Annotated in this window: 13 protein-coding genes; 6 read left to right on the top strand and 7 right to left on the bottom strand. The window is 70.5% G+C overall.

The window, feature by feature from the left end:
* Nucleotides 1-63 precede the first annotated feature (63 nt).
* Together ACZ4NT_RS23890 and ACZ4NT_RS23885 are read right to left on the bottom strand one after the other, a co-directional pair.
* Nucleotides 64-810 (bottom strand): ABC transporter ATP-binding protein, encoded by a 747-nt coding sequence (locus ACZ4NT_RS23890; RefSeq protein WP_121403691.1) that lies wholly within the window; start codon nucleotides 808-810, stop codon nucleotides 64-66.
* A complete protein-coding gene (locus ACZ4NT_RS23885; protein WP_121403692.1) occupies nucleotides 807-1322 on the bottom strand; it encodes a PadR family transcriptional regulator in 516 nt (171 codons plus the stop codon). The genes ACZ4NT_RS23890 and ACZ4NT_RS23885 overlap by 4 nt, the downstream gene beginning before the upstream one ends.
* A gap of 175 nt (nucleotides 1323-1497) precedes the next feature.
* On the opposite strand from ACZ4NT_RS23885, the gene ACZ4NT_RS23880 reads away from it, so the two are divergent.
* The 5 genes from ACZ4NT_RS23880 to ACZ4NT_RS23860 all read left to right on the top strand — a co-directional run bounded on the left by ACZ4NT_RS23880 (nucleotide 1498) and on the right by ACZ4NT_RS23860 (nucleotide 8211).
* Complete coding sequence (locus ACZ4NT_RS23880) at nucleotides 1498-2769, top strand: ABC transporter substrate-binding protein (RefSeq protein ID WP_467727472.1); 1272 nt, start codon at nucleotides 1498-1500, stop codon at nucleotides 2767-2769.
* A 188-nt stretch (nucleotides 2770-2957) separates the two neighbouring features.
* The gene (locus ACZ4NT_RS23875) at nucleotides 2958-4595 is read left to right on the top strand and encodes a glycoside hydrolase family 13 protein (protein WP_467727470.1); all 1638 of its coding nucleotides are present in this window, start codon (nucleotides 2958-2960) and stop codon (nucleotides 4593-4595) included.
* A gap of 89 nt (nucleotides 4596-4684) precedes the next feature.
* On the top strand, nucleotides 4685-6010 hold the full coding sequence (locus ACZ4NT_RS23870; protein ID WP_121403694.1) for an ABC transporter substrate-binding protein: 1326 nt from the start codon (nucleotides 4685-4687) through the stop codon (nucleotides 6008-6010).
* A gap of 6 nt (nucleotides 6011-6016) precedes the next feature.
* Complete coding sequence (locus tag ACZ4NT_RS23865; protein ID WP_121403695.1) at nucleotides 6017-7375, top strand: ABC transporter permease subunit; 1359 nt, start codon at nucleotides 6017-6019, stop codon at nucleotides 7373-7375.
* Nucleotides 7372-8211, top strand: a complete 840-nt coding sequence (locus tag ACZ4NT_RS23860; RefSeq protein WP_467727467.1) for a carbohydrate ABC transporter permease — start codon at nucleotides 7372-7374, stop codon at nucleotides 8209-8211. Before ACZ4NT_RS23865 ends, ACZ4NT_RS23860 begins: the two co-directional genes overlap by 4 nt.
* An 87-nt stretch (nucleotides 8212-8298) precedes the next feature.
* Here ACZ4NT_RS23860 and pgl read toward each other — a convergent pair whose 3' ends face one another.
* The 5 genes from pgl to tkt are packed head-to-tail and all read right to left on the bottom strand — an operon-like array spanning nucleotide 8299 to nucleotide 14904.
* The gene (pgl, locus tag ACZ4NT_RS23855; protein ID WP_121403697.1) at nucleotides 8299-9081 is read right to left on the bottom strand and encodes a 6-phosphogluconolactonase; all 783 of its coding nucleotides are present in this window, start codon (nucleotides 9079-9081) and stop codon (nucleotides 8299-8301) included.
* Nucleotides 9078-10139, bottom strand: a complete 1062-nt coding sequence (gene opcA / locus ACZ4NT_RS23850; RefSeq protein ID WP_121403698.1) for a glucose-6-phosphate dehydrogenase assembly protein OpcA — start codon at nucleotides 10137-10139, stop codon at nucleotides 9078-9080. Before opcA ends, pgl begins: the two co-directional genes overlap by 4 nt.
* A complete protein-coding gene (zwf, locus tag ACZ4NT_RS23845) occupies nucleotides 10136-11659 on the bottom strand; it encodes a glucose-6-phosphate dehydrogenase (protein ID WP_121403699.1) in 1524 nt (507 codons plus the stop codon). The genes opcA and zwf overlap by 4 nt, the downstream gene beginning before the upstream one ends.
* A gap of 4 nt (nucleotides 11660-11663) precedes the next feature.
* Nucleotides 11664-12782: a transaldolase gene (gene tal / locus ACZ4NT_RS23840; protein ID WP_121403700.1), complete on the bottom strand. Its 1119-nt coding sequence runs from the start codon at nucleotides 12780-12782 to the stop codon at nucleotides 11664-11666.
* A gap of 34 nt (nucleotides 12783-12816) precedes the next feature.
* Nucleotides 12817-14904, bottom strand: a complete 2088-nt coding sequence (gene tkt / locus ACZ4NT_RS23835) for a transketolase (RefSeq protein ID WP_467727464.1) — start codon at nucleotides 14902-14904, stop codon at nucleotides 12817-12819.
* A 356-nt stretch (nucleotides 14905-15260) separates the two neighbouring features.
* Between tkt and ACZ4NT_RS23830 the strand changes: the two genes are divergently transcribed.
* Entirely contained in the window at nucleotides 15261-16247 is a 987-nt protein-coding gene (locus tag ACZ4NT_RS23830; RefSeq protein WP_121403702.1) for a heme o synthase, read from the top strand.
* The last annotated feature ends 150 nt before the right edge of the window (nucleotides 16248-16397 follow it).

The following is a 16397-nucleotide window of genomic DNA, read 5'->3' as shown; positions in this document are numbered from 1 at the left end:
CGCCCGGGGTATGCCGTCGGCCGACGGCCGGCGCAGGGGAGAGAGGCGTTCGTGCCGCACGGGTCAGTCCTTCAGTTCCAGCACGCCGGATATGCCCGCGCCGCGCGACGGTGTGCCGTCGAGGGTCGCGTCGTCGGCGATACGGCCGTCGAAGAAGCTGATCACGCGGTCCGCGGCGCTCGCGAGCCGTGCGTCATGGGTGACCAGCACGATGGTCTGGCCCCGCGCGTGGAAGCGGGACAGCAGCCGCATCACCTCACGGGTGCCCTTGCTGTCCAGGCTGCCCGCGGGCTCGTCGGCGAGCAGCAGCGGCGGATGGTTGACCAGCGCCCGGGCGAGCGCGACGCGCTGCTGCTCACCACCGGAGAGCTCACCCGGCATGCTGCGCCCCTTGCCCTCCAGGCCCAACTCGGACAGCAGCCGCTCCCGCTCGGCGCGCGCCTGCCGCGGGGAGACGCCGGCGAGCAGGGCGGGCAGCTCGACGTTGTCCGCGACCGACAGGTTCGACACCAGGTTGAAGAACTGGAAGACGATGCCGATCCGGCGCCTGCGCTCCACGGCCCAGCGCGCCTCGCCGTAGGAGTCGGTGCACTCGCCGTCCAGCCAGAGGCTGCCCGCGTCGGGCAGTTGCAGCCCGCCGAGCAGATGCAGCAGCGTGGACTTCCCGGCGCCGGAGGGTCCGGTGACGGCGACGAACTCGCCGCGGCGCACGGAGAGGTCCACCCCGCGGACGGCATGGGCGGGGGCGCCCTCCCCGTGGTGGGTCTTGACCAGGCCCTCGGCGCGCAGCAAAGGAGCGGTGTCGCTCATTCCAGCTCCTCCAGTTCCTCCTGGCAGCGCTCCAGCCAGTCGAGGTCGGCCTGCAGATGCAGCATCGCCCCCTCGATCAGCAGGTGGGAGATGCGGTTGTCCCGGCTCTCGGCCGCGGCGAGCTTCGACAGGGTGCGCATGGTGTTCAGATACTGGCGCCGCTGTTTGTTGATCAGGACGATCTGGTCGGCGAGGCCGGTCGTCGGGGCGAGGGCGAGCTTCATGAAGAACTCGTCCCGGACCCGCGGCTCGTCCGCCGTCTCCTCGTACCAGGCGTGCAGCGCCTCGCGCCCGGCGTCGGTGAGGTGGTAGATCTTCTTGTTGGGCCGGCTCGACTGCTCGACTTCCTCGCCCTCGATCAGTCCGGACTTCTCGAGGCGGCCGAGCGTGACGTAGATCTGGCCGACGTTCGGCTGAGGGTACGCGGAGCCCAGCAGTTGCTCAAGGTCCTGCTTGAGCTCGTAGCCGTGGGCCGGGCCGCGGGCCAGCAGGGCCAGGAGGGGCAGCCGCACCCGTGCTCTCCTCCCCGTATCCTCGTCATCCGCCCGGCCCGATGTCGGGCCGTGGTCGGACCGGCACGGCCGGAGCCGATGTGCCGCAGGCCCTAGTATCGCGCATACCTAACAGGTATACATGGCCACTGACGTCGGGCGAAGGTGCCCGGCGCCGGTGTACAGGGAGGAACCTATGCGGTGGATGCGTGCCGCGGGTAGGGGCCTCCTCGTCGTCATGGTGGTCCTGACCGGTTACGTCGCCGCGGGGGCGCGGACGGACGGGGCCGGCGGCGGCGGTCGCGGCCCGCTCACCCTGGCCACCGCCGGTGACCTCACCGGCTACCTCGGCCCCCTGCTCGAAGGCTGGAACCGCACGCATCCCGGCGAGCGGGTCACCCTCGTCGAGCTCCCGGACTCCGCCGACGAGACGCACGCGCAGATGACCACCGACCTGCGCGACGGCGACCGGGGCCGCTTCGACGTGCTCAACATCGACGTCGCGTGGACCTCGGAGTTCGCGGCGGCGGGCTGGATCGCCCCACTGGATCGCGGCCGTTTCCCGCTGGACAGCTTCCTGCCGCCGGTCGTCGGCACCGCGACGTACGACGGCCGGCTGTACGCGGTTCCCTACGTGACCAACGCCGGCCTGCTGCTGTACCGCAAGGACGTCCTCGCCGCGGAGGGCGTCGCACCGCCGCGGACCTGGGCCGAACTGGAGCGCCAGGCGAAGACCATCGCCCCGGAGCACGGACTCGACGGGTACGCCGGTCAGTTCCTGCCCTACGAGGGGCTCACCGTGAACGCGGCGGAGGCGGTCTACTCGGCGGGCGGCACGATCCTCGGCGACGAGGGCGAGCGGGTCACGGTGAACTCCGAGGCGGCCCGGGAGGGCATCGGCTTCCTCGCCCGCGGCGTCCGCGAGGGCTGGATCCCCGAGGAGGCGCTCACCTACAAGGAGGAGGAGTCCAAGCAGGCCTTCCAGGACGGTCGCCTCCTCTTCCTGCGCAACTGGCCCTACGCCTACGTGGGCGCGGCCGCGCCGGGATCCGCGGTCGCCGGGAAGGTCGGCGCCGTACCGCTGCCGGGGCCCGACGGGCCGGGCACCAGCGTGCTCGGCGGCTCCAACCTCGCCGTCGGTGCCCATGCGCGGCATCCCGACTCGGCGGCCCGCCTCATCGCGTACCTGACGGGCGAGCGGGCCCAGCGCCAGGTCCTCACCCGGGGCGCCCTGCCGCCGGTGCGGGCCGCCCTCTACGAGGACCCGGAGCTGATCCGGGCGTTCCCCTACCTGCCCACGCTGCGCGCGAGTGTCCTCGCGGCCGCCCCGCGCCCCAAGAGCCCGCGCTACGACCAGGTGAGCCTGGTCGTGCAGGCCGTGGTGCACGACGCGATGACCGGGCACGAGACACCCTCGGCGGCGGTGCGGCGGCTCGCCCGCGAGCTCGCCGCCCTTTCCGGCCAGTAGCGCGCGGTCTCGCGACCTCCTAGTTACTTGTTAGGTAACGAGCGCATCCCATCTCGCGCTTTCGTGTCCGGAAAGTCCGCACTTAACTCCCCAACTATGCAGTAGCTTCCGTCTACTCGTTGACACCTGTGCGACACGCCTACCTAACATGCATCCATAACCGTAGGCATCGAGAGACAGGTCAACGGGTGACGCTCAACACGCGCCGCTGGTGGCGCGACGCAGTGATCTACCAGGTGTACGTCCGCAGCTTCCTGGACAGCACCGGGGACGGCATCGGCGACCTCGCCGGAGTCAGGGCCGGGATGCCGTATCTCAAGAAGCTCGGTGTCGACGGCATCTGGCTGAGCCCCTTCTACCCCTCGCCGCAGCACGACCACGGCTACGACGTCGCCGACTACTGCGACGTGGACCCGCTCTTCGGCGACCTGGCCGAGTTCGACCTGCTGATGACGGACGCCCGCCGCCTCGGCATCAGGGTGCTCCTGGACATCGTTCCCAACCACTGCTCCAGCGAGCACCCGTGGTTCCGAGCGGCGCTGGCCGCCGCGCCCGGCAGCGCCGCCCGCGCCCGCTTCCACTTCGCCGACGGGCGCGGCCCGGACGGCGCGGAGCCGCCCAACAACTGGCACGCAATGTTCGGCGGGCCCGCCTGGTCGCGGGTCACCGAGGCGGACGGCAGGCCCGGCCAGTGGTACCTCCACATGTTCACGTCCGAGCAGCCGGACCTGAACTGGCGCAACCCCGAGGTCGGCAGTCACTTCGAGCAGGTCCTGCGCTTCTGGCTGGACCGGGGCGTCGACGGCTTCCGCATCGACGTGGCCGCCGGCCTCTTCAAGCACCCCGACCTGCCCGACTCGCCGGACCCCGAGGCCGACGCCCGCACCCGCGACTCGGTCAACCCGCTCGCCTGGAACCAGCCCGAGGTCCACGACGTGTGGCGCCACTGGCGGAGCGTGTGCGAGGAGTACGCCGCCCGCGACGGCCGCGAACGGCTGCTGGTCGGCGAGGTCTCGGTGCCCACGGCCCGCGAGCACGCCGAGTACGTGCGCCCCGACGAGCTGCACCAGGCCTTCTTCTTCGACCTCCTCGGGGCCCCCTGGGACGCCGACGCCTTCCGCAAGGTCATCTCCGAGGCCATGCAGGACATCGCCGGCACCGGATCCACCGTGACCTGGGTGCTCAACAACCACGACCAGGTCCGCACGGTCACCCGCTACGGCGAGTCCGGCACCGGAGGCAGCGGGCTCGGCGCCGCCCGCGCCCGGGCCGCCGCCCTGCTGATGCTGGCGCTGCCCGGCGCCGCGTACATCTACCAGGGGGAGGAACTCGGGCTGCCCGAGGTCGTCGACCTGCCCGACGACGTGCTGACCGACCCGATCTTCCGGCGCACCGGCAGCCGCGCCCGGATACGTGACGGCTGCCGGGTGCCGCTGCCCTGGTCGGGACACGCCTCGCCCTTCGGCTTCACCCCGGGCGTCGAGAGCGCCAAGCCCTGGCTGCCGCAGCCCGCCTACTTCGCCGAGTACGCCACCGACCGCGCCCTCGCCGACACCCGCTCCTTCTGGCACCTGTACCGCGACGGCCTCCAACTGCGGTCCGGGATGCCCCAGTTGGGCGAAGGAGTGCTGCGCTGGCTGGCGGCCCCACCGGGCGTCCTGGCGTTCGTCCGGGGCGACGGCCTGGTGTGTGCCGTCAACTTCGGAACGGCCCCGACGCCGGCGCCGGTCTCCGGCACCCCGCTGCTGGCCAGCGGCTCCTGCCCGCCCGGGGTGCTCCCGGGCTCGACCGCCGCCTGGTGGATCAGCGACTGCACGAACCCCTGAGCCCACCCGCTCTTCCGGACCCCTGCACGACCCCCGGTCCCACCTCCTGACCTCACGTCAACCACCCACCCCTCGAAGGGACATCAACGATGATGCGACGACGTACGACCCTGCTCGCGAGCTGCACCGCCCTCGCCCTGGCTCTCGGCGCGACCGCCTGCGGTGGAGGCCCGGTCGCCGCCGGCGGCAGTGACAAGTCGCTCAGCGGCCAGACGGTCACCGTGGCCGGTGTCTGGTCGGGCAGCGAGCAGAAGAACTTCCAGAAGGTTTTGGACGCCTTCACCGACAAGACCGGCGCCAAGACCCAGTTCGTCTCCACCGGCGACAACGTCTCCACCGTCGTCGGCAGCAAGATCGAGGGCGGTAACGCCCCCGACGTGGTGATGGTCCCGCAGGTCGGCGTCCTGAAGCAGTTCGCCGAGAAGGGCTGGCTCAAGCCCCTCTCCAAGGCCACCGAGCAGTCCGTCGACACCAACTACGCCGGCGTGTGGAAGAAGTACGGCAGCGTCGACGGCACCTTCTACGGCCTGTACTTCAAGGCCGCCCACAAGTCCACGGTCTGGTACAGCCCCGACGCCCTGCAGCAGGCCGGCGTCAAGCCGCCCACCAGCTACGACGCGATGCTGAAGGCCGGGCACACCGTCTCGGACTCCGGCCTCGCCGCCTTCTCCGTCGCCGGACAGGACGGCTGGACCCTCACCGACTGGTTCGAGAACGTCTACCTCTCCCAGGCGGGACCCGAGAAGTACGACGCCCTGGCCGCTCACAAGATCGAGTGGACCGACCCGACCGTCGTGAAGGCCCTCACCACCCTGGGCGACCTCTTCAAGGACAGGCAACTGCTGGCGGGCGGTCAGAAGGGCGCCCTCAACACCGATTTCCCCGGCTCCGTCGAGAAGGTCTTCGGACCGGAGCCCGAGGCGGGCATGGTCTATGAAGGCGACTTCGTGGCCGGCGTCGCCAAGGACCAGTTCGACCGCAAGATAGGCCAGGACGCGGACTTCTTCCCCTTCCCCGCGGTCGACGGCGGCAAGGCGCCCGTCGTCAGCGGCGGCGACGCGGCCGTCGTCCTCAAGGACGGCAAGAACTCCAAGGCCGCCATGCGGTTCCTGGAGTACCTGGCCACCCCCGAGGCGTCCGCAGTCTGGGCCGGGGCGGGCGGCTTCCTGTCCCCGAACAAGAAGGTCGACCTCGCCTCGTACAGCGACGACATCACCCGGGAGACCGCCAAGTCCCTGGTCGCCGCGGGGGATTCGGTCCGCTTCGACATGTCCGACCAGGCGCCGGCCGCCTTCGGCGGCACCAAGGGGACGGGCGAGTGGAAGCTCCTCCAGGACTTCCTGCGTGACCCGTCGGACCCGAAGGGCACCGCGGCCGAGCTGGAGAAGGCGGCTGCCAAGGCGTACCGGGACTGATCGACGATGACCGCCACCCTCGTGAAGGAGACGAGCCCCCCGGCCGTCCCCCAGCCCGACCGCAGACGGCGCGCCGGACGCCGCGGCCGGCTCGTCGCCCTCGTCTTCGTCCTCCCCGCCCTGCTGCTGCTCGGCGCACTCGTGGTCTACCCCGTGCTGTTCTCCGTGGGCCGCAGCTTCTTCGACGCCTCCGGCACCCGGTTCGTCGGCGGAGACAACTACACCGAGATGTTCCGCGACCCGGCCACCCTCACGGCCATCCGCAACAGCACCATCTGGGTGGTCGTCGCACCCACCCTGCTCACCGGCCTCGGCCTCGTCCTCGCCGTGCTGGTCGAGAAGGTCCGCTGGGCCACCGCGTTCAAGCTGCTCCTGTTCATGCCCATGGCCGTCTCGTTCCTGGCCGCCGGCATCATCTTCCGGCTCGCCTACGACGAGGATCCCGACAAGGGGGTCCTGAACGCCGCCGTGGTCGGCGTCCACGACGCCTTCAAGGGGGCCTCGGCCTACCCGACCGCCCGCGCCCGCGACGGCCAGGGCCTCGTCAAGGGCGCCGACGGCTCGTACCGTACGACCGCGTCCGCGTCCCCCGGCAGCACGGTCGGTCTCGGCCTGGTCGGCGTCCTCCCCAAGGACCTGCCGAAGGACGCGCGGCCCGCGTCCCCGGCCGCGGACCGGCGGGCCGCCGGGGACGAACTGCGCGGTGTCGTCTACCTGGACTTCACGCCCGGTGGCGGAGGGCGGCAGGGCCAGGTCGACCGGCGGGAGAGCGGACTGCCCGAGATGAAGGTGGAGGCGGTGCGCGGCGCGAAAACGGTCGCCGGCACCACCACCGCGTCGGACGGCTCCTTCGCCTTCCACGGCCTCGCACCGGGCTCGTACACCGTGCGGCTGCCCGCGTCGAACTTCGCTCCGCCCTACGAGGGCGTCTCCTGGCTCGGCCCGGCGCTCGTCACGCCCGCGATCATCGGCGCGTACCTGTGGATCTGGACCGGCTTCGCCATGGTCCTCATCGGTGCCGGACTCGCCGCCCTGCCGCGCGACGCCCTGGAGGCGGCCCGGATGGACGGCGCCAACGAGTGGCAGATCTTCCGCCGGATCACCGTGCCGCTGCTGGCACCGGTGCTGACCGTGGTCTTCGTGACCCTGGTGATCAACGTGATGAAGGTCTTCGACCTCGTCTACATCATCGCGCCCGGTCCCGTGCAGGAGGACGCCACCGTGCTGGCCACCCAGATGTGGCTGGTGTCCTTCGGCGGCGGCAACAACCAGGGCCTCGGGAGCGCCCTCGGGGTGCTGCTCCTGCTGCTCGTGATCCCCGCGATGGTCTTCAACGTGCGGCGCTTTCGAAGGAGTTCACGATGAACGGGCTGAGGAAGTGGCTCTCCAACGGCCTGGTGCAGGCGTTCCTCGTGATCGTCGGCCTCGTCTGGGTGACCCCGCTCGCCGGGCTGTTCCTCTCCTCGCTGCGGTCCGCGCAGGACAACGCGAGCAGCGGCTGGTGGACCGGCCTGACCAGTCCCGGGCAGCTGTCCTTCGACAACTACTCGGCCCTGCTGGGCAATGCGGGGATGACGCAGGCGTTCTGGAACACGGTGCTGATCTCGGTGCCGACCACGGTCCTGGTGGTGGTGATCGCCTCACTCGCCGGGTACGCCTTCGCCTGGCTGGAGTTCCCCTTCCGGGACACGATCTTCCTGGTCGTGGTGGCGCTGCTGGTGGTCCCCGTCCAGATCGGGCTGCTGCCGGTCGCCAAACTCTTCGGCGAACTGGGCCTGTTCGGCACGATCCCGGGCGTCGTCCTGTTCCACGTGTCCTACGGACTGCCGTTCGCCATCTTCCTGCTGCGCAACTACTTCGCCGAGATGCCGAAGGAGATGCTGGAGGCGGCCCGGATGGACGGGGGAGGCGAGTGGCGGATCTTCACCCGGCTCGTGCTGCCCGTCGGGCGGCCGGCCATCGCCAGCCTCGCGATCTTCCAGTTCCTCTGGGTGTGGAACGACATGCTCGTGGCGCTGCTCTTCGCCGACAGTTCCGCGCAGCCGCTCACCGTGGAACTCCAGTCCCAGATACGGCAGTTCGGGAGCAACATCGACGTGCTGGCGCCGGGGGCGTTCCTGTCGCTGGTGGTGCCGGTGGCCGTCTTCTTCGCCTTCCAGCGCCACTTCGTCCAGGGAGTGATGGCGGGCTCGGTGAAGTAGGCGGCAGACGTCGGACGCCGGAGAGACTGGCGGGCGGTCTCTCCGGCGTCCGACGTTCGGGGTTCGCGGCAAGGACCCCGGGACCCCTCAGGGTGACGACGGGGGATACAGCGACCGGGGCAGCTGCGAGGCCGCCGCGGCGTCCAGCAGCCACAGGGTGCGTGAACGGCCGTAGGCCCCGGCGGCGGGGGCCTGCACCTCGCCCGCACCCGAGAGCGCGATGGCCGCGGCCTGCGCCTTGTCCTCGCCGGCCGCCAGCAGCCACACCTCACGGGCGGAGCGGATCGCGGGCAGCGTGAGCGAGACACGCGTCGGCGGCGGCTTCGGCGCCCCGTGCACACCGACGACCATGCGTTCCGTCTCGCGCACCGCGGGCAGCTCCGGGAAGAGCGACGCCACGTGGGTGTCCGGCCCGACGCCCAGCATCAGGACGTCGAACGTCGGCACGGAGCCGTGGTTCTCCGGCCCCGCCGCCTTCGCGAGCTCGGCCGCGTACGCCTCGGCCGCGGTGTCCGCGTCGGCACCGTACGGGCCGTCGGACGCCGGCATCGCGTGGACCCGCGCGGGGTCCAGCGGCACCGAGTCCAGCAGCGCCTCGCGTGCCTGGGTGACATTGCGCTCCGGGTCGCCCTCGGGCAGGAAGCGCTCGTCGCCCCACCACAGGTCGAGGCGGGCCCAGTCGACGGCGTCCCGGGCGGGCTCGGCGGCGAGGGCCGCGAGCAGCCCGTTGCCGTTGCGCCCGCCGGTGAGCACCACCGAGGCGTAGCCGCGCGAGGCCTGCGCGTCCACGATCTTCGTGACCAGCCGGGCCGCGGCGGCCCGGGCCATCAGCTCCTTGTCGTGATGGACGACGAGCTGCGGAGTGCTCACTTGGCGGTCGCCTTCCCGGCCGGGGCCTTGGCGGCCTTCTTGGCGGGCGCCTTCGCCGTCCGCTTGGCCGGCGCCCGGGTGTCGGTCCCGGCCGCACCGGAGTCCGCGCTGGGCGCAGAGGCCTCGGCGGCACCGGAGCCGATCCGGTCCACGCCGTAGCGCAGCGCCGAGGCGTAGGTGTCGTCCGGGTCGAGCCGGCGCAGCTCCTCCGCGATCAGCTCGGCGGTCTCGCGGCGCTTGAGCGCCACCGCGCGGGCCGGCTGGCCCTCGATCGACAGGGTCGCCAGCGAGCCGTCGGCGCGGTCCAGGACGATGGGCCCGCAGTCGGTGTCCATCCGTACGGCGGTGAGGCCGGGGCCGGACGAGACCGAGCGCTTGACCGGGACGGCGAGCCGGTCCGCGAGCCACATGGCGAGCAGCTCGCAGCTCGGATTGAACTCCTCGCCCTCCACCTCGACCGCGCTGACCTCGCAGACGACCTGGTCCAGAGCCGCCGCCAGCATCGAACGCCAGGGCGTGATGCGGGTCCACGACAGGTCCGTGTCACCGGGGGCGTACGCCTCGGCGCGGGCGCCGAGCTCCCGGACGGGCTGCTCGGAGGCGTAGGTGTCGGTGACCCGGCGCTGGGCGAGCGCACCCAGCGGATCGTTGGCGGGGTCGCTCGGCGCGTTCACCGGCCACCAGACGACGACGGGTGCGTCCGGCAGCAGCAGCGGCAGGACGACGGACTGCGCGTGGTCGACGACCTCGCCGTACAGGCGCAGGATCACCGTCTCGCCGGTCCCCGCCTCGACGCCCAGGCGCACCTCGGCGTCGAGGCGGGACTTGGTGCGGTCGCGGGGGGAGCGCGAGACCCGTTTGATCACCACGAGCGTGCGCGAGGGGTGTTCCCGCGAGGCGTCGTTCGCGGCCTTGAGGGCGTCGTAGGCGTTCTCCTCGTCGGTGACGATGACGAGGGTGAGCACCATGCCGACGGCGGGCGTGCCGATCGCCCGGCGGCCCTGCACGAGGGCCTTGTTGATCTTGCTGGCCGTGGTGTCCGTGAGATCTGTCTTCATGGCCGCCGCCAGCTCCGTCCGTCTCGTTCCAGCATCTGGTCCGCCTCGACGGGGCCCCAGGTGCCGGCCGGGTACTGCGCGGGCTTGCCGTGCTTGTCCCAGTACTCCTCGATCGGGTCGAGGATCTTCCAGGACAGCTCGACCTCCTCCGTGCGCGGGAAGAGGTTGGAGTCGCCGAGCAGCACGTCGAGGATCAGCCGCTCGTACGCCTCCGGGCTGGACTCGGTGAACGACTCGCCGTAGGCGAAGTCCATCGACACGTCCCGGATCTCCATGGAGGTGCCGGGCACCTTGGAGCCGAAGCGGACCGTGATGCCCTCGTCGGGCTGGACGCGGATGACGATCGCGTTCGAGCCGAGCTCCTCGGTCGCCGTGTGGTCGAAGGGGGAGTGCGGGGCGCGCTGGAAGACCACCGCGATCTCCGTGACCCGGCGGCCCAGCCGCTTGCCCGTCCGCAGGTAGAAGGGGACGCCCGCCCAGCGGCGGTTGTCGATCTCCAGCTTGACGGCCGCGTAGGTGTCGGTCTTCGACTTCGCGTCGATGCCGTCCTCCTGGAGGTAGCCGACGACCTTCTCGCCGCCCTGCCACCCCGCCGCGTACTGCCCGCGGACCGTGTTCCTGCCCAGGTCCTTCGGCAGCCTGGCCGCGCCGAGCACCTTGGTCTTCTCGGCGGCGAGCGCGTCCGCGTCGAAGGAGGCGGGCTCCTCCATGGCGGTCAGCGCCATCAGCTGGAGCAGGTGGTTCTGGATGACGTCACGGGCCGCGCCGATGCCGTCGTAGTACCCCGCGCGTCCACCGATGCCGATGTCCTCGGCCATGGTGATCTGGATGTGGTCGACGTACGACCGGTTCCAGATCGGCTCGAACATCTGGTTGGCGAAGCGCAGCGCCAGGATGTTCTGGACGGTCTCCTTGCCCAGGTAGTGGTCGATCCGGAAGACCTGGTCCGGGGCGAAGACCTCGTGGACGATCGCGTTGAGCTCCTCGGCCGACTTCAGGTCGTGGCCGAAGGGCTTCTCGATGACCGCGCGCCGCCAGGAACCGCCCTGCTGGTCGGCCAGCCCGTGCTTCTTGAGCTGCTGGACGACCTTGGGGAAGAACTTGGGCGGCACGGACAGGTAGAACGCGAAGTTGCCACCGGTCCCCTGCGCCTTGTCGAGGTCCTCGATCGTCGCCTTGAGCTGCTCGAAGGCGTCGTCGTCGTCGAAGGTGCCCTGGACGAAGCGCATCCCCTGGATGAGCTGCTGCCAGACCTCCTCGCGGAACTCGGTGCGCGCGTGCTCCTTGACGGCGTCGTGGACCTCCTGGGCGAAGTCCTCGTCCTGCCACTCGCGCCGGGCGAAGCCGACGAGCGAGAAGCCCGGTGGCAGCAGTCCGCGGTTGGCGAGGTCGTACACGGCGGGCATCAGCTTTTTACGTGACAAATCGCCCGTGACGCCGAAGATGACCAGGCCCGACGGCCCCGCGATACGCGGGAGCCGTCGGTCTGCGGGGTCACGCAGCGGATTGCTGCTCGACAAGATTTCAGCCCTCCGAAGGGGCGAGGCGCCGGAGCTCCGCCTCGGTCGACTTGAGCAGGTCGTTCCAGGACGTCTCGAACTTGTCGACGCCCTCGTCCTCCAGCAGCCGCACCACCTCGTCGTACGAGATGCCCAGCTTCTCGACCGCGTCGAGGTCGGCTCGCGCCTGCTCGTACGTCCCGGTGACGGTGTCGCCGGTGATCTCGCCCTCGCTCTCGGTCGCCTCGAGGGTGGCCTCCGGCATGGTGTTCACCGTGTTCGGAGCGACCAGTTCCTCGACGTACATGGTGCTCTTGTACGCCGGGTCCTTGACGCCGGTCGACGCCCAGAGCGGACGCTGCTTGTTGGCCTGCGCCTTGTCGAGGGCGGCCCAGCGCTCGCCGCTGAACACCTCCTCGTACGCCTGGTAGGCGAGCCGCGCGTTGGCGACGCCGGCCTTGCCGCGGGCGGCCTTGGCCTCGTCGGTGCCCAGCGCGTCGATCCGCTTGTCGATCTCCGTGTCCACCCGGGACACGAAGAAGGACGCCACCGAGTGGATCTTGGAGAGGTCCAGGCCGCGCTCCTTGGCCTTCTCCAGACCGGCCAGGTAGGCGTCCATGACCTTGCGGTAGCGCTCCAGCGAGAAGATCAGCGTCACGTTGACGCTGATGCCGAGGCCGATGACCTCGGTGATCGCCGGCAGGCCCGCCTCGGTGGCGGGGATCTTGATGAGCGTGTTCGGACGGTCGACCAGCCAGGCCAGCTGCTTGGCCTCGGCGACGGTCGCCTTGGTGTTGTGCGCGAGCCGCGGGTCCACCTCGATGGAGACCCGGCCGTCCTGGCCGCCCGTGGAGTCGAACACCGGGCGCAGGATGTCGGCGGCGTCACGGACGTCCGCCGTCGTGATCATGCGGATGGCTTCCTCGACCGTGACCTCACGTGCGGCGAGGTCGGAGAGCTGCTGGTCGTACCCGTCGCCCTGCGAGATGGCCTTCTGGAAGATCGACGGGTTGGTGGTGACGCCCACGACGTGCTGCTGGTCGATCAGTTCGGCGAGGTTGCCGGACGTGATCCGCTTGCGCGACAGGTCGTCCAGCCAGATCGCGACGCCTTGCTCGGAGAGGCGCTTCAGTGCGTCTGTCATGGAAAATGCATCTCCTACGTGTCGTATGTCAGCGTCAGCGCTGGGCTGCGGCGATCGATTCCCGGGCGGCGGAGGCGACGTTCTCGGCGGTGAAGCCGAACTCCTCGAAGAGCACCTTGCCGTCGGCCGAGGCACCGAAGTGCTCGAGCGAGACAATGCGTCCGGCGTCGCCGACGAAGCGGTGCCAGGTCAGGCCGATGCCGGCTTCGACCGCCACCCGCGCCCTGACGGACGGCGGCAGGACGCTGTCCCGGTACCCCTGGTCCTGCTCCTCGAACCACTCCACGCACGGCATCGACACGACCCGTGTCGGGATGCCCGCGGCCTGGAGCTGCTCACGCGCCTCGACCGCCACGTGCACCTCGGAACCGGTGCCGATCAGGACGACCTCGGGCGTGCCGCCGTCGGCCTCGAACAGGACGTAACCGCCCTTGGTCGTGTCCTCGTTCGGCTCGTACACCGGCACGCCCTGACGGGTCAGCGCCAGACCGTGCGGGGCGCCCTTGCCGAACACCTTGGTGTAGCGGCGCAGGATCTCGCGCCAGGCGATCGCGGTCTCGTTGGCGTCCGCGGGGCGGACGACGTTCAGGCCGGGGATGGCGCGCAGCGAGGCCAGGTGCTCGACCGGCTGGTGCGTCGGGCCGTCCTCGCCGAGGCCGATGGAGTCGTGCGTCCACACGTACGTCACCGGCAGGTGCATGAGGGCCGACAGGCGGACGGCGTTGCGCATGTAGTCGGAGAACACCAGGAAGGTGCCGCCGTAGATGCGGGTGTTGCCGTGCAGCGCGATGCCGTTCATCTCCGCGGCCATGGAGTGCTCGCGGATGCCGAAGTGGATCGTGCGGCCGTACCGGTCGGCGCCCGGCAGCGGGTTGCCGTCCGGCAGGAACGAGGACTTCTTGTCGATGGTGGTGTTGTTCGAGCCGGCGAGGTCGGCGGAGCCGCCCCACAGCTCGGGGATCACCGCACCGAGGGCCTGGAGGATCTTGCCGGACGCGGCACGGGTGGCCACGCCCTTGCCCGGCTCGAAGACCGGGAGCTTCTCCTCCCAGCCGGCCGGCAGCTCGGTCGCGGCGATGCGGTCGAACTCGGCGGCGCGCTCCGGGTTGGCGGTGCGCCAGGCGGCGAACGTCTTGTCCCACTCGGCCTTGGCCTCCCGGCCGCGGTCGAGCGCGCCCCGGGTGTGGGCGAGGACCTCGTCGGAGACCTCGAAGGACTTCTCCGGGTCGAAGCCGAGGACGCGCTTGGTGGCCGCGACCTCGTCGTCGCCGAGCGCCGAGCCGTGCGCGGCCTCGGTGTTCTGCGCGTTCGGCGCCGGCCAGGCGATGATCGAGCGCATCGCGATGAACGACGGCTTGTCCGTGACGGCCTTGGCGGCCTGGATCGCGTCGAACAGCGCCTGCGGGTCGAGGTCGCCGTTCTCCTTCGGCTGCACCCGCTGCACGTGCCAGCCGTAGGCCTCGTAGCGCTTGGCGGTGTCCTCGGAGACGGCCGTCTCGGTGTCGCCCTCGATCGAGATGTGGTTGTCGTCCCACAGCAGGACCAGGTTGCCGAGCTTCTGGTGGCCCGCGAGGGAGGACGCCTCGGCGGAGATGCCCTCCTGGAGGCAGCCGTCACCGGCGATCGCGTAGATGTAGTGGTCGAACGGGGAGGTGCCGGGGGCGGCCTCCGGGTCGAACAGGCCGCGCTCGTAGCGGGCGGCCATCGCCATGCCCACCGCGTTCGCGACACCCTGGCCGAGCGGGCCGGTCGTCGTCTCGACACCGGTCGTGTGACCGTACTCGGGGTGGCCGGGCGTCTTGGAGCCCCACGTCCGGAAGGACTGGAGGTCCTCCAGCTCCAGACCGAAGCCGGCCAGGTACAGCTGGATGTAGAGGGTCAGGGACGAGTGCCCCGCGGACAGCACGAAACGGTCGCGCCCGGTCCAGTCGGCGTCCGCCGGGTCGTGCCGCATCACCTTCTGGAAGAGGGTGTACGCGGCGGGCGCCAGGCTCATCGCCGTACCCGGATGGCCGTTACCGACCTTCTGTACGGCATCGGCGGCCAGGACGCGGGCGGTGTCGACGGCCCGCTGGTCCAACTCGGTCCACTCGAGGTCTGTGGTGGTCGGCTTGGTGCTCACCCTGAGTCAGGGCTCCTCTCCACATGGTCCACATGTCGAATGCCGGTGCGCTTGGCGCCCACCGGCCTTTGTCGAGCCTACCCCCGTAAGTACGTGCGTTTTTTCGACTCATTCCAGACTGCCGGGACCGGGCGCGATCCGCCTCCCGACCGGCGTGTTCCCCATTTGGCAAGTGAATACGGAGCCGCTCATCCGACTGCTCAATCGAGAGGCACCCGGCTCTTTGTAGGGAGTGCCCCAACACGACCCCACCCCCGCGAAGAGCGGGGTCTGGGCAACGTCTACAGTGGCGTGGTACGCGCGAGCCTTTACGGGGAGTTCACACCCGGGGGCTTGCTGGGATGTCTCTGTCAGGGGTGTGCGTGACGGCCGTCGAATCCCGTCCAGCGGGTGGGGGCACCGCCCATGCCGTGAAGACCGTGGGGGAGCTCGGGACGAGCCCCGCCCGTGGCCGGCGGCCGTTCGGGGCCCGCCTCAAGGCGTTCGTGGCGCTGACCAAGCCGCGGATCATCGAGCTGTTGCTCATCACCACCGTTCCGGTGATGTTCCTGGCCGAGCAGGGCGTGCCCGACCTGAAGCTGGTGCTCCTCACCTGCCTCGGCGGCTACCTGTCGGCGGGCGGCGCCAACGCGCTCAACATGTACATCGACCGCGACATCGACGCCCTGATGGACCGCACGGCGCAGCGGCCGCTGGTCACCGGCATGGTCAGCCCGCGCGAGTGCCTGGCCTTCGGCCTCTCGCTCGCGGTGGTCTCCACTCTGCTGTTCGGCCTGACGGTCAACTGGCTGTCGGCCTGGCTGTCCCTCGGTGCACTGCTCTTCTACGTGGTCGTCTACACGATGATCCTCAAGCGCCGTACCTCGCAGAACATCGTCTGGGGCGGTATCGCGGGCTGCATGCCCGTCCTCATCGGCTGGTCCTCGGTGACCGACTCGATGTCGTGGGCCCCGGTCGTCCTCTTCCTCGTCATGTTCTTCTGGACGCCGCCGCACTACTGGCCGCTGTCGATGAAGGTGCGTGAGGACTACGCGCGCGTGGGTGTGCCCATGCTCCCGGTCATCGCCTCCAACAAGGTGGTCGCCCGCCAGATCGTCCTCTACAGCTGGGTGATGGTGGCCGTCTCCCTGCTGCTCACACCGCTCGGCTACACCGGGTGGTTCTACACCTCGGTCGCGCTGGTGGCCGGCGGCTGGTGGCTGTGGGAGGCGCACGGGCTGCAGAACCGCGCCAGGTCCGAGGCGACGGGCGGCAAGCTCAAGGAGATGCGGCTGTTCCACTGGTCGATCACCTACGTGTCGCTGCTCTTCGTGGCCGTCGCGGTGGACCCCTTCCTGCGGTAGCCGCCCTGCTGACGCCCGACGGGCGGGGGGGGGGGGGGGGGGCCCCCCCCCCCCCCCCCGCCCTCCCCCTTCCCTCGGGGGGAGAAACGTGGCACAGCGCGCAACGAAGAAGGCGGACAGAGAGACCACACCCCGCGAGAACCAACAAAC

Source organism: Streptomyces sp. NPDC026417 (assembly GCF_055567695.1).
Note: the sequence above shows the minus strand (reverse complement) of the source record. Positions and strands in the feature narration are given on the sequence as shown.